Below are 13,030 nucleotides of genomic sequence, written 5' to 3' on the forward strand. Positions count from 1 at the left end.
CCGCGCCAACGCCATCCAGTGCTATGCCACTGGGTGGCGTTGCTGTTTCAGTGCCGAAGTTTGCTCAGTCTTGGCACTGCCAGCTTGACCCTGATGTGTCGATCAATATCTAATGATAAGCATTATCATTTGGTGCTTGTCGATCCACGCTCCTTGTTGCGTGGTCAGATTGATGCGGTGCAGGGGTGTGGCGGTGTTAGCGAACAATACGGCGTACGGGCGCCACGGCCATGGATAAACAACTCCATGGCCCGATTTCCCTGGTCTATCGCACCCTGCATGGCGAGCTGCTGAAGTTTCTCGGCAAGCGCCTGGACAGCTCCGCCGATGCGGCCGATCTGGCTCAGGATGCCTTCACCCAGTGGCTTGGCCGGGATGGTCGGGGTGATGTGCAACAGCCCCGCGCGTTTCTCTTTCAGATTGCACGCAACCTGCTGCGTGATCACTGGCGCCGCCAACAGTCACGCCCTCAGCTCTGCGCGGATGACGATGCACAGCATGGGTTAGACGCCATGGTTGATGAGCAGGGCGCCGGCCCCTTGGAAAAAGTCGAACAGCAGCAGCGTTTGCATCTGCTGGCCAGTGCCCTGGATGATCTGCCGCCGCGCCGGCGCGAGGCCTTCGTGCTGCATAAATTCGATGGTCTGTCCCAGGTTGAGGTGGCCGAGCGCATGGGGATTTCTCTGAGCATGGTGGAAAAGCACATTGCCAGTGCCTTGCTGCACTGCAAGCGACGTGTGCTAGGCCAACCCGTGTTGGAGCAGCTATGAGCCCAGGCATGCACAGGGAACATTCGCTTTCCATCGATGAACAGGCGGCCATCTGGTTTAGCCGGCGTTGCCGTGGCCCGCTATCGAGTGTTGAGCAGACGCAGCTGGATGCCTGGTTGGCGGCTGACCCGGCCCATGGGCGGGCACTGGCGGATATGCAACTGATCTGGACCGATCTTGATCTGCTGCCGCGACCCGCTTTGCCGGCGGCAGCTGTGCTGACCTCACGGCCGAAGCGCCGTTGGCGACCGGGGCGCGCCTTGGCGGCTGCGGTGGTGCTGGCATGTGCGGTGTTGGTAGCGCCGCAGAACTGGTTTAGCGCGCCGCCAACCCAGGAATTGAGCCTGTCCAGCGCGCCGGGCGAGCAACGCCAGGTCGAGTTGGCGGATGGCACACGTATCGATCTGAATGTGGATAGCCAACTGCGTGTGCGCCTCTTTGAGGATCACCGCGAAGTTGAACTGCTGGCTGGTGAAGCCTTTTTCGCCGTGGCGGCTGATGCTTCTCGGCCTTTTGAGGTGATGGCTGGCGAGAGCAGTGTGCGGGTGATCGGTACACGTTTCAGCGTGCGCCGCAGTGACGAGCGCCTGGCGGTGGCAGTGGAAAGCGGCAAGGTGGCGGTGCAGCCACAGGCCGGCAAGGCGCAGCAAGCGCTGCTGGGCGCGGGTGAGGGCGTCGACTTCGATTACCGCAGCAAGACCTTGCAGCAACTGCGTCTGGGTAGCGAAGAGATTGCCAGCTGGCGACGTGGCCAACTGGTGTTTCGTGATCGGCCTTTGGCGCAGCTGCTGGATGAGCTGTCGCATTACCGCGCAGCTCCGGTGCGTCTGGCCCAGGCCAGCCTGGGCGAGCGACGCCTGTCCGGCAGCCTGAATATCGCCAAGCCGGATGACTTTCTCGCTGCGTTGCCGCAACTCTTGCCGGTTCGGGTTGAGCATCGCGGCGATGGTGTTGTGCTGATTCATCCCCTCTAAAAGCGAGCCTGCCTGGCAGGCTACTTTGCATTTTTCTAAATGAAAATATTTTGCATTTGCATATGTGGGTTTCTCGGCCTGCTGCGTCTTCCTGTTGTCCGCCTTATGCGAGGGCGGTTTTGCAGTATCTGGGAGACTTGCATGAAAACCCGCACCACCCGTTTAGCCCTGCGCCAGCTCTGTGCCGGCACCGCCATGGTTACCTGTCTGCTGAGTGGCAGTGTTCTGGCTCAGGAGTTCAGCTTCAATCTGCCGGCACAACCGATGGCCAGCGCCATCACCGCACTGGCTCAGCAGAGCCAGTTGCAGATCCTTTTCGATGAATCGCAACTGCGTGACCTGCAGGCTCCGGCGCTGCTGGGAAGCTTCAGCGCGCGCGATGCGCTGGAGAAGCTGCTGGGTAATTCGGGCTTGGAGCTGCTGCCCGCAGGTGAGGGCTATGTGGTGCGCAAACGCGTTCAGCACAGTAGCCAGCAAAACACGATTCAGTTGGACGCCCAGACTATTGTCGGCAGTGGAACCAGTGTCGACGCCAGCAGCGTGGGCCGTTCGACCTTGACCAGCAACGAGATCGAGCGCCAACAGGCCGATAACATTCCCAGTTTGCTGCAGACCCTGCCTGGCGTGAGCATGGGCGGCTCGGCCAAGCCTGGCGGGCAGACGATGAATATCTGGGGCCTCGGCGATGCTGAAGATGTGCCCTTTACCCTCGACGGCGCCACCAAGAGCGGTTTCGAGCGTTATCAGCAGGGCACGGTATTTATCGAACCGGAGCTGATCAAGCGCATCGAGGTGGAGAAGGGCCCACATTCGGTGTTTACCGGCAATGGCGGCTTTGGCGGCACCGTGCATATGGAAACCAAGGATGCGCCGGACCTGTTGAAGGAAGGGCGCAACCTGGGGGCCATGCTCAAGTACGGCTACCACAGCAACGATCAGCAGAAAATCTACAGTGGTGCGGTGTATGGGCAGACGCCGGATGGTCGAGCCGATGGTTTGCTGTACCTGACCAGCCGAGATGGACGCGACATGAAGCTGGCCGGGACTATTCCTGATCCGGAAAACCGCTATCCGGTTAATCCGCAGCGTTTGCCGAACTCGGCGCAGGATCTGGATGCCGGTTTGTTCAAGCTCAATCTGTATGCCAGCGATGAGCATTCGTTCGGGCTGTCCTGGGCGCGTTCGAAAAGTGCTCGCTGGACGCCGTTTTCCTCGGCCAGCTTTCCGACGCCGCCCACCCAGAGCAATATCAACCAATACGGTTATGAAGCGGCTTTGCGGCGTTTTCTGGCCCATCGGGAAACCATCGACACCACCTGGTCTGGTAAGTATCACTACCAGCCGCTGGATAATCCGCTGCTGGATATGAGCCTCAGCTACTCGCAGTCCGATGTGGAACAGGTGGATGAGCGCGAGCCTGGAGCTTTCGTGCAGCCCTCAACCGGTGGGCGCAAGATGGACACCGGTTACCGCGACAAAGTCATTGAGCTGCGCAATACCAGCCGCTTCGACACCGGTAGCCTGTCCCATGCGCTGACTCTGGGCGGCGCATGGCGCCAGCACAATCGTGACACGCTGATGTATATCGATACCGCCACCTACAACAAGCCGAGCTACAACCATGGCCTGTTTCAGCCAACCTTTATGCCCAGCGGCGAGCAGCTGACCCACAGTTTCTATGTGCAGGACGCCATCAGCTACGGCCGCCTGACCGTTACGCCGTCCATGCGTTTCGACAGTGTGCGTAACGAAGCTGAGGCGAACCTGGCGCCGATCTACAACAATGCGGCCCTCGGTCACGACTACAGCAGCCAGAGCTATTCGGGCTGGTCGCCACGCTTGTCGCTGTTCTGGACCGCGACCGAGCAACTTGGCTTCTTTGCCGACTACACGCAAACCTGGCGTGCCCCGCTGATCGATGAACAGTACGAAGTACAAAACAGCAGCAGTCGTCCGGCCACCAGCCGTGATCTAGACCCGGAACGTATGCACGCCCTGCGCGCCGGCAGCGTGTTGAACCTGTCCAGCCTCTTGGTCGAAAGCGATAGCCTGCAGATTCGCACCACCTTGTTTCGCAACCGCATCAAGGATGAAATTTTCAAGAACGTCGGGGTGGGCTGTGAGGAGCAGTCCATCAGCAACGGTTCCTTGTCTGGCAGCTGCGCGGCTTATCTGCCGCAGGGCAACTACCGCAATATCGGTGATCTGACGATCAAAGGTGTTGAAGTCGAGAGCTTCTACGACAGTGCACGGGTGTTTGCAGCGCTGTCGTATTCCTGGATGAGCGGCGAGCACGAGGGCGCCTATACCAACCCCTGGGGACCGAATGTCTGGGCGAGGGGCATTCAGCCGGTCAAGTGGGTCGCGACGCTGGGGGTGAAAATCCCGGAAATCGACACGCGAATTGGCTGGCAGGGTGAGTTTGTACGCAAGAGCGACCGCCTGCCCAGCGACCGCTATTCAGGAGGCATGGGCAGTTCGGTGGGAGACACCTATTACGATCACTTCGACAATGCCAGCTACGACACTCAGCGCATCTTCGCCAACTGGAAGCCGCAGCTCGCCGGGCTGAAAGATACCGAGGTGAATTTCGTCGTGGACAACCTGTTCAACCGCTTCTACCAACCGGCATTCAGTGGTGATCGGGTTTACAGCCAGGGGCGCAATGCCAAGCTGAGCATTACCCAGTTCTTTTGAATAATCGCCGCCAGGCTGGCCATTTGTTGTTCAGCCTGTGCGGACGTGTTGAGTCGAGACGGGTAGGTTACTTGAGCCCAGGTCCGGACTTGGTGTTGATGCCTTTGGCCATGCGGTCGTAGAGCACCACATTGACGGTGGCGGCGAGGTTCATGCAGCCCTGGGTGGGGATGTAGATCACGTCCTCGCACCAGTCGAGGACTTCCTTGCTCAGCGAGCCGTCTTCGGGGCCGAAGATATAGATGGCGCGGTCGGGGTGGGTGTATTGCGGCAGCGGCCGTGCGCCTTCGACCAGCTCCACGGCCACCGGCGTGCAGCCGATGGGGATGATCTGCTGCAGGTCTTCCACACCGATCAGCGGAATATCCATATAGATACGCTGGGTGTCGGTAATAAAGTCGCGGGCGCGGGCATAGCGCTTACCGCTGTAGAACACCGAGGCGGCGCCATAGCAGCCGGCTGCGCGCATCACTGAGCCGACATTTTCTGGGGATTTGGGGTTGAACAGGCCGATGCAGGCGTATCTCTTGTTGGCCACGGTGGCACTCGCACAGAATTTTCGAAGGGATTATTGAGGCCGCGCCAAGGGGGCGGGCAACAAAAAAGACGCAAGTATACCTGTATGGCAGCGAGCTGATTTTTTGTAGGAGCCAGCTCGCTGGCGATAAGAGGCCCCACAGCATCGCCAATGAACAGGTTGGCTAGGGACGGCGCCAGCGAAACCAAGTCGGATACTGCCGTTGGACAATGCCGTAGCCCGGATTTCACCCAGGCTAAAGCATCAGCTCTTTTTCATCCTGGCCGCCAGATCGGCGAAGGGGTTGTGGGTCGCCTGGGCGGTCTTCGGTGTGCTGAGCGAACCTTCGCTGAAGTACTGCTGGTCGGTGTAGCGCGCGTGTTCGTTGTCATGACAGTACAGGCACAGCAGCTCCCAGTTGGAGCCGTCCTGCGGGTTGTTGTCGTGATTGTGGTCGCGATGGTGCACGGTCAGTTCGCTCAGGCGCTTGCCGGAAAACTCGCGGGCACAGCGGCCGCAGACGTGCGGGTACATCTTCAGCGCCTTGTCGCGATAGCCTTCTTCGCGTGAGCGCTGGGCCTCGGCGAGAATGCGGTCAAGCTTGCCGGTGGCGGAGGGGGATTTGTCGCTGCTCATCTGGAATCTCGCACGGTGGTCATGTCGCCAGTCTAGCCTTGCCGGTGGTCAGTGAGAACCGCCCGTGCGGCACTTAACGCCGTGGTTGCGGCCCAACTGAGTAACTGTATGGGAGATACCCACATGCGTCTGACTACTCTGTTGTTTGTTCTAAGCGCGCTTGTCAGCACTTCGCTGCTGGCTCAACAACCGCCGAAAATGCCGAGCACAGCACCAGCGGCAGGTGCCCCGGGTACTGCAACGCCGCAACCCTACGCACCGGCTGCGCCGCAGCATCTGCCGGCGCCAACCCACAATAATCCACCGTTGCTCAAGCAGGCACCGCTGCCGGAATCCAGCAAGCCGCGTCGCGATCAGGAGCTGCCGTTGCTGAAAGAACAGCGCGAACGCAATACCCAGCCGCTGCCAAAAGCCGACGAGTGAGTGGCTAGTCGCTATAGCTGCTGCTCGACCAACTGCCCATCGGCCATACGCAAGCGTCGTGACATGGCGATAGCGATGGCGCGAATCACCTTGGCGGCGGTCTTTGGCGCTTCGCCGAGCATCTTGTCCAGGGAGTCCCTGGCCAGCATCAGCAGGCTGCAGTCACTTACGGCGATGCAAGTGGCCGAGCGGCGTTCGCCGTCGAGCACCGCCATCTCGCCAAAGGCGCGCCCCTTGCGCAGTTTGGCCAGCTCGATGGTTTCACCGCTGGAGTTGATCTTGCGTACCGAGATGGCCCCAGCATGGATGATGCACATAAAGGTGCCGGGGTCGCCTTCGCGGCAGATGCTTGCGTCCGGGGCGCATTTGCTGATGTTGAAGTAGCCGGCGGCGCTGAGCAGTTCGTTCGGAGTGAGGCTGTCGAACAGGCCACAATCGAGCAGCATGTCGCGTATTTCATCAATCAACTGGGAGTGGGCGGGCATGGACGGCAGCCTGGGATAGCGCGACATCAGTCGCATGCTTTGACCTTAGCTGTCGCCCATCACGCTTGCCAGCGCTGCTCGGTGCCTGCCGCCGAGTGGCGCTGGTGCGGCATAAGTCTAGAAACTGAAACGCTGCATGACGCCCTGCAAGCGCCCGGACATGGCTTGCAGGGCCTGAATAGCTTGAACAATGCCGCCCTGAGCCGCCGAGTTTTCTTCGACGATTTGCGCCACCCGCTCCACGCTCATGGCCACCTGCTCGCTGGCGGCGCGTTGCTCCTGCAGCGACAGCGATATCACGCTAACCGCTTGCAGTGATTCATTCAGGGCCTGGCGAATCCCGGTCATCGAACTGCCCGCTTGATCCACCAACTGAGTACCGATGCTGACCCGCTCACAGCCAGCGGCCATGCTGTTCTTGGCTTTGTGCATGCCGCTATGAATGGCATCGACCAGGGCGATGATTTCCGTGGTGGAGTGGGCGGTGCGCCCGGCCAGGCTGCGGACTTCATCGGCGACCACGGCAAAGCCGCGACCTTGCTCGCCGGCGCGCGCCGCTTCAATGGCGGCATTCAGAGCGAGCAGGTTGGTTTGTTCGGCAATGCCGCGAATCACGTCGACAATTGCGCTGATATTGCGTGATTGCGCGGCCAGGGTTTCGACATCCTGCGAGCTCTCGGCCACCAGTTCGGCGATCTTGTGCATTTCTGTGGTGGCGCGGGCCATCACCTGAATGCCTGCGTCGGTCATATCGCCGGCTTTCTTGGCCATGTCGTAGGTTTGCTGGGCATTTTCGGCGATGTGGTTGATGCTCACCGCCAGCTGTTCGACGGTCGCGGCCATGGCCGAGGCAGTATCGCTCTGCACGTTGGCGCTGGTCAGTACCTGTTCGGAGGAGGCGGCCAGTTGCAGGGTGGCGCATTCGATCTGTTCGGAGGCTTCGCCGATATTGCCGATCATGTCCTGCAGGCCACGGCGCATGCTTTGCACGGATTTCATCACGCCGGTCATTACCTGGTTGCCCAAGCTCTTGCCGCCGCCCAGACGGCCTTCAGCAATCCGTGCACTGATTTCTTCCAGTTCACCGGGCTCGGCGCCCAGTTGCCGGCTCATCAGGCGAATAAAATAGAACACCTGCGCCAGGCCAACCAACAGGGCAATCAACAGCACACTGATGCTCAGATTGAGGTTGCTGGCATAGGCGGCTTCGCCCAGCTGGTATTGGCGCTTGGCTTCAAGCAGTTGCACATCGATCAGTTCGGCAAATTTCTCCGACAGCGGATCGATTAGTGGATAGAGGCGCTGACTGGCGAAGCCGTCGATGCCCGCTTTATCGCCACGGTTGAGCAGGCTTTGCAGCTCATTCAGTGGTTGCTGCGCCTGTTGCATCAGCGGCTTGATCTGCTCGATCAGCTGGGTTTCTTCGACAATCAGGCTGGTGTTCAGGTAGGCGTTCCAGGTTTCCTCGATACGCACCTGAGCCTGCTCGATCAGCTGTTGCGCCGCCTTGTCATCCAGCTCGCCGCTGCGCGCCTTGTGCGTGGCGTCGACGATATTAACGGCGTACAGGTCGGCAATCAGTTTGAGGTCGCGCAGCGGCACCACGCGGTCCAGGTACACCGTTTGCAGTCCTTTGACGGTGGCCTGCAAGCCATACAGGCCAAGGCCGCCGACACACAACAGGCCAAGCAGTAGGCAGCCGGCAAGCAGGAATAGGTGGGTTCTGATCTTCCAGTTTTTCATCACAGACCGTCCATGGTGAGCAGGCAGCGAAATGGGGGAGATGGCAGTAAGCCAGCGTGCAATTCAGCGTAGTTGAACTTGTACGTCAGGCCGGTTAAATCTGTATGAACGGTCAAGTATTTTTTCGCGCTAAACGTCCGCTGTTTAGTGCGAATGGCTCTGAGCGTGTGTCGCGCGGCTTAACCGCCTGACAGCAGGCGGCAGCGCGGTGGTGGCGAGTCAAACCAGGCCGAGTACCTTGAGAATAAAGGCGTATTCCAGGGCAACATCTTTGAGCGCCTGGTAGCGACCGCTCATGCCGCCATGGCCAGCGTCCAGTTCGGTTTTCAGCATTAACAGGTTGTTGTCGGTTTTCTGTGCACGCAGCTTGGCCACCCATTTGGCGGCCTCCCAGTACTGCACGCGGCTGTCGTTGTAACCGGCCACCGCGAGAATCGCCGGGTAGGCCTGAGCCTGGATGTTTTCGTAGGGCGCATAGGCTTTGATCCGCTCGAAGACTTCGGGCTGGTTAGGATCGCCCCATTCGTCGTACTCGGTGACGGTGAGCGGCAGGTCGGGGTTCTGCATGGTGTTGAGTACATCGACAAACGGCACCTCGGCGATGGCGGCGGCGAACAGCTCAGGGCGTTGATTGAGCACCGCGCCCATCAGCAAGCCGCCGGCGCTGCCACCGCTGATCACCAGTTGCTGGGCGCTGGTGTAGCCAGTGGTGATCAGGTGTTCGGCGCAGGCGATAAAGTCGCTAAAGGAATTCTGCTTGTGCTCCAGCTTGCCGGCGCGATACCAGGCTTCGCCTAGCTCACCGCCGCCGCGCACATGGGCGATGGCAAAGATAAAACCGCGCTCAAGCAATGACAGGCGCGCATGGGAGAACCAGGGGTCGAGGCTTTCGCCATAAGCGCCATAACCGTACAGGTAGAGTGGGGCGGACGTGCCGAGCACTTCGCGTTTGGCCACCAAGCTGATCGGCACCTGGCTGCCATCGGCGGCAGTAGCCCACAGGCGCTGGCTGACATAGTCGTCGGCATCGAACGGCCCAAGCACCGGGGTTTGCTTGAGTACCACTTGCGCGCCTGTAGCCAGTTCCAGCTGACGCACCTGCGCCGGGCGATTGAGCGCTTCATAGCGCAGGCGAATCGCCGGGCTGTCGAATTCCAGGCTGTCCTGTACATACAGGCTGTAGGCAGCGTCAGGTAGCTGCACGCGGTAGGTCGCTTGCCCCTGCGGTTGCACTTCGATAATCGGCAGGCCGTTCTCGCGCAGGCTGAGCACCAGCGCTTTTTGATTAAGCGTGAAGCCTTCCAGCATCACTTGCGGGTCATGCTCGCGCAGCAACTGCCAGGCGCTGCGGCTCGGCGCGGCTTCGCCGGTAGCGAACAGGGCGAAGTTGATGCCGTGCTGGTTGCTGCGAATAAACCAGTACCACTGGCCGTTCAGGATGCCGTGGTCCACGTCGTATTCGTGGCCTTCTTCGCGCGGGGCCACGCAGCTGAAAGCGACGTGTGGTGTGGAAGCGTCCAGAACCCAGGCTTCGCTGGTGGTTTTGCTGCCCAGTTGCAGAATCAACTGGCGCTCGGAGCTGCTGCGGTAGCAACTGAGAAAGAAGCGTCCATCCGGCTCGTGGAACACCAAATCGGCTGCGTTGGTGCCGAGGCGGTGGCGGTAGAGTTTGTGTGGCCGGTGAGTGTCGTCCAGCTCGCCGAAGAACAGGGTCTGGCTGTCGTTGGCCCAGGTCATGCTGCCGTCGCAGTTCTCGAACGGCAGCTCAATCAGGCTGCCGTCGGCCAGTTCCTTGACGAACAGCTGGTAGGTTTCCTCGCCGCTGGTGTCCAGGCTATAGGCCAGACGGTGGTGGTCGGGGCTGATGCTGAAGGCGCCCAGTGAGATAAAACCGCCATCGGCCAGGGCATTGGGGTCGAGCAGCAGCTGTTCGCTGACCTCATCGACCGTCAGTGAGCAATCAGCGGGTTTGCGGCAGCGGTAATGCCGTGGGTACTCATCGCCAGCGGTGGTGCGCTGGTAATACAGATAAGGGCCCCAAGGCGACGGCAGGCTGAGGTCGGTTTCGCGGATGCGCCCCTTGATCTCCTGAAACAGTGTTTCGCGCAGTTGCAGTTGCTCACTGAGCTGCTGTTCCAGGTAGGCATTTTCCGCCTTGAGGTAATCAAGTACCTCAGCGTTGTCGCGGTTTTCCAGCCAGCGGTACGGGTCGGCAGCGTTGTCGACGCGGGCGATGGGGGCGTGGGACATGTAGCAACTCCTGTAGATGACGGCCGACAGCGGGGACGCCGAAGCAGGCAAAAGCCGTTATCATAAGCGCCACTTCGCCCGTCGGCTGCTGAAATCTGCGCGCTTGTGCGCGTGCGCCGCCCGGTCTTCAATGCCAGAGAATTTGCGCTTTATGACTGAAAACGACTACCTGCTTGCCTGGGGCGCCTACGTGGTGGCGGCTCTTGGTTGCCTGTTGGTGTGGTTTCGCCTGACCAGTTGGATGTGGCGTTACCTGCGTGAGCCACTGCGCGTGTTGGTGTTGGTGCTGCTCTTCAGCCCGACGATTGTTGACCCCGGCAAGGAGCAGTTCGCGCCTGCAGTGGCGATCACCGCCATGGATCTGTTACTGGATGTGGGCAACAACGCTTGGCGCGCGGTGGCAGATCTGAGCATGTATGGCCTGATCATGTTTACCCTGTACCTGCTGTTTGTCGCCGTGCGCTGGCCCGTGGAGCGCTGGTGGCAAGCGCGCAAGGGGCCAGCCCCGATTGCCGATGACGAGCCGACCCTGCGCGAGATGATGGCGCGTGACGAGCAGGATTTCGGCGACACCCGTTACGACACCCGTTACGATGCCCGTGGCGACCGCCGCCTGCGCGTAGAACCCCGTCTGTAACGCAAAGCGGCGTCGCCTGACGTCGCTGCCCTTGCGCCAACGCACACAGCCGTTCAGCATGGCCCCTCACTGACTAAGGAGGGGGTTATGGAGTGTGTGTTCTGTGCAATTGCCGCTGAGCAATTGCCTGCCGAGCGTATTTATGAGGACGAGCACTTTATCGTCCTGCTGGATATCTTCCCCCTGCGCCCGGCCCATGTGCTGATTGTCAGCCGCGAACATGCGCCCTTTCTCAAAGACCTTTCCACTGCTGCCTGTGAGCAGTTACTGCCACTGGCGCAGCGCATGACCGCTGCCTTACGTGCGGCTGGCTATGGCGAGCAGGGCATCAATTTTCTGATCAATGACGGGCCGACCTCCAATCAGCATGTGCCACACCTGCATCTGCACCTGATCCCACGGCGTAGCGGCGATGTCACGCAGTTGCTGTGGCGCGCCTTGACGCGGTTTTTGCCGTTGGCGCGCAAACGTATTGAGGCGCGTCTGGCGATTGAGGCGCAGCAACTGCGCGAGGCGTTGCGCAATGTGTGAATTGCTGGGCATGAGCGCCAATGTGCCGACCGATATCGTCTTCAGCTTTACCGGCCTGATGCAGCGCGGCGGACGTACTGGTCCGCACCGCGATGGCTGGGGCATCGGTTTTTATGAAGGGCGCGGCCTGCGCCTGTTTCAGGACCCGCGTGCCAGCAGCGAGTCGGAAGTGGCGCAGCTGGTACAGCGCTACCCGATCAAGAGCGAAGTGGTGATCGGGCATATCCGTCAGGCCAATGTCGGCCGCGTCTGCCTGGCCAATACCCATCCGTTCGTACGCGAGATGTGGGGGCGTAACTGGTGTTTTGCCCATAACGGCCAGTTGGCCGATTTTGTCCCGCAACTGGATAACTATCGGCCTATTGGCGATACCGATAGCGAAGCGGCTTTCTGTGATTTGCTCAATCGCCTGCGCCAGGCCTTTCCCGAACCGATGGAGGTAGAGGAATTGCTGCCCACCTTAGTCAGTGCCTGCGCCGGGTATCGTCAGCACGGCGTGTTCAATTGCCTGCTCAGTGATGGCGATTGGCTGTTCAGCTTTTGCAGCAGCAAGCTGGCGCATATCACCCGGCGTGCGCCGTTTGGCCCGGCGCATCTGAAAGATGCCGACATGCAGGTGGATTTTCAGGCGGAAACCACGCCCAATGATGTGGTCAGCGTGTTGGCGACTGAGCCGTTGACCGATAACGAGAGCTGGACGCTATACCAGCCGGGTGAGTGGCGCTTGTGGCACGGTGGTGAATGTGTGGCGCAAGGCCTAACGGACTGAATTGGGGGAGGGGACATGTTTAGAAGCTATGTGCGGTTGGCCTTGTTTGCCCTGGGTTTGCTGGTTGGGGTGCAGGTGCCGGGGTTTATCGACGACTACAGCAAGCGCGTCGAGGCCCATCGGATTGAATCCGAGCAAGGCCTCAAAGGCTTCCGGGAAACGGCGAAGCGCTTTTTCAAAGGTGATCTGGTGGCCCTGGTCGGCCATTACCAGGCCAGCGCTGACCCGGTAATGCGCAGTGACGCGCAGAGCCTGGGTACGCTGGTCGAGCGTTCGGCATTCCTTGAGCGTGAATCCAAGGCCATGCAAGGGCCCTGGTACGACCAGGTCTGGCATCTGGCTACCGCAGCAGACCATGAGTTGCTGGAAGAAACCTTTGCCGCCTACCGCTACCAGGTGCTGCTGGCCCCCGAAGCCATCGCCTGGGGCATTGCCTGCGCCATGTTGCTGGCCTGGCTGCTGGAAAGCCTGGCGCTGCTGGTCGGCATGCTGTTTGGTGCGGGCCGCAGCCAGAAGGTGCAGCAGCGGCATTGGCGCTAAGTTGCATCACTCTCAGGGCTCGCAAGAGCCCTTGTTGTTTCTGCTGATAAACCGCTTC

General features: G+C 60.3%; 13 protein-coding genes and 1 pseudogene. 8 read left to right on the top strand and 6 right to left on the bottom strand.

From position 1 onward, the window contains the following. The first annotated feature begins 230 nt into the window (after positions 1–230). The 3 genes from RHP75_RS09425 (at position 231) to RHP75_RS09435 (ending at position 4,441) form a co-directional block, all read left to right on the top strand. On the top strand, positions 231–770 hold the full coding sequence (locus RHP75_RS09425) for a sigma-70 family RNA polymerase sigma factor (RefSeq protein ID WP_311091581.1): 540 nt from the start codon (positions 231–233) through the stop codon (positions 768–770). Between the two features lie 8 nt (positions 771–778). After that, on the top strand, positions 779–1,744 hold the full coding sequence (locus RHP75_RS09430; protein WP_311091582.1) for a FecR family protein: 966 nt from the start codon (positions 779–781) through the stop codon (positions 1,742–1,744). A gap of 195 nt (positions 1,745–1,939) precedes the next feature. Further along, positions 1,940–4,441 (top strand): TonB-dependent hemoglobin/transferrin/lactoferrin family receptor, encoded by a 2,502-nt coding sequence (locus RHP75_RS09435; RefSeq protein WP_311091900.1) that lies wholly within the window; start codon positions 1,940–1,942, stop codon positions 4,439–4,441. Between the two features lie 67 nt (positions 4,442–4,508). Here the strand turns inward: RHP75_RS09435 and RHP75_RS09440 are convergent, their stop codons facing one another. Continuing rightward, positions 4,509–4,979, bottom strand: coding sequence for an RNA methyltransferase (locus RHP75_RS09440; RefSeq protein ID WP_167144790.1), 471 nt, complete (start codon positions 4,977–4,979; stop codon positions 4,509–4,511). A 243-nt stretch (positions 4,980–5,222) separates the two neighbouring features. Continuing rightward, complete coding sequence (locus RHP75_RS09445; RefSeq protein ID WP_311091583.1) at positions 5,223–5,594, bottom strand: YajD family HNH nuclease; 372 nt, start codon at positions 5,592–5,594, stop codon at positions 5,223–5,225. 123 nt (positions 5,595–5,717) lie between these two features. Between RHP75_RS09445 and RHP75_RS09450 the strand changes: the two genes are divergently transcribed. Beyond that, positions 5,718–6,017 carry a hypothetical protein gene (locus tag RHP75_RS09450; protein ID WP_311091584.1) on the top strand — a complete coding sequence of 100 codons (300 nt, stop codon included), beginning with the start codon at positions 5,718–5,720 and terminating at the stop codon, positions 6,015–6,017. A gap of 11 nt (positions 6,018–6,028) precedes the next feature. Here the strand turns inward: RHP75_RS09450 and RHP75_RS09455 are convergent, their stop codons facing one another. From RHP75_RS09455 to RHP75_RS09465, 4 genes and pseudogenes are all read right to left on the bottom strand, one after another. Further along, entirely contained in the window at positions 6,029–6,502 is a 474-nt protein-coding gene (locus tag RHP75_RS09455) for a cyclic nucleotide-binding domain-containing protein (RefSeq protein ID WP_311091585.1), read from the bottom strand. Between the two features lie 117 nt (positions 6,503–6,619). Next, the gene (locus RHP75_RS21210) at positions 6,620–7,615 is read right to left on the bottom strand and encodes a methyl-accepting chemotaxis protein (protein ID WP_409079729.1); all 996 of its coding nucleotides are present in this window, start codon (positions 7,613–7,615) and stop codon (positions 6,620–6,622) included. A gap of 150 nt (positions 7,616–7,765) precedes the next feature. Further along, a pseudogene (locus tag RHP75_RS21215) lies at positions 7,766–8,245 on the bottom strand (Tar ligand binding domain-containing protein); the annotation flags it as partial. Positions 8,246–8,464: 219 nt separating this feature from the next. Beyond that, positions 8,465–10,495 (bottom strand): S9 family peptidase, encoded by a 2,031-nt coding sequence (locus RHP75_RS09465; protein ID WP_311091589.1) that lies wholly within the window; start codon positions 10,493–10,495, stop codon positions 8,465–8,467. Between the two features lie 151 nt (positions 10,496–10,646). On the opposite strand from RHP75_RS09465, the gene RHP75_RS09470 reads away from it, so the two are divergent. The 4 genes from RHP75_RS09470 (at position 10,647) to RHP75_RS09485 (ending at position 12,972) form a co-directional block, all read left to right on the top strand. Further along, positions 10,647–11,132 carry an MFS transporter gene (locus RHP75_RS09470; RefSeq protein WP_311091590.1) on the top strand — a complete coding sequence of 162 codons (486 nt, stop codon included), beginning with the start codon at positions 10,647–10,649 and terminating at the stop codon, positions 11,130–11,132. An 87-nt stretch (positions 11,133–11,219) separates the two neighbouring features. Beyond that, on the top strand, positions 11,220–11,663 hold the full coding sequence (locus RHP75_RS09475) for an HIT family protein (protein WP_311091592.1): 444 nt from the start codon (positions 11,220–11,222) through the stop codon (positions 11,661–11,663). Then, entirely contained in the window at positions 11,656–12,432 is a 777-nt protein-coding gene (locus RHP75_RS09480) for a class II glutamine amidotransferase (protein ID WP_311091593.1), read from the top strand. Before RHP75_RS09475 ends, RHP75_RS09480 begins: the two co-directional genes overlap by 8 nt. 15 nt (positions 12,433–12,447) lie before the next feature. Next, positions 12,448–12,972, top strand: a complete 525-nt coding sequence (locus RHP75_RS09485) for a DUF2937 family protein (RefSeq protein WP_311091594.1) — start codon at positions 12,448–12,450, stop codon at positions 12,970–12,972. The last annotated feature ends 58 nt before the right edge of the window (positions 12,973–13,030 follow it).

It is taken from the genome of Pseudomonas sp. SG20056, assembly GCF_031764535.1.
Classification (GTDB): Bacteria; Pseudomonadota; Gammaproteobacteria; order Pseudomonadales; family Pseudomonadaceae; genus Aquipseudomonas.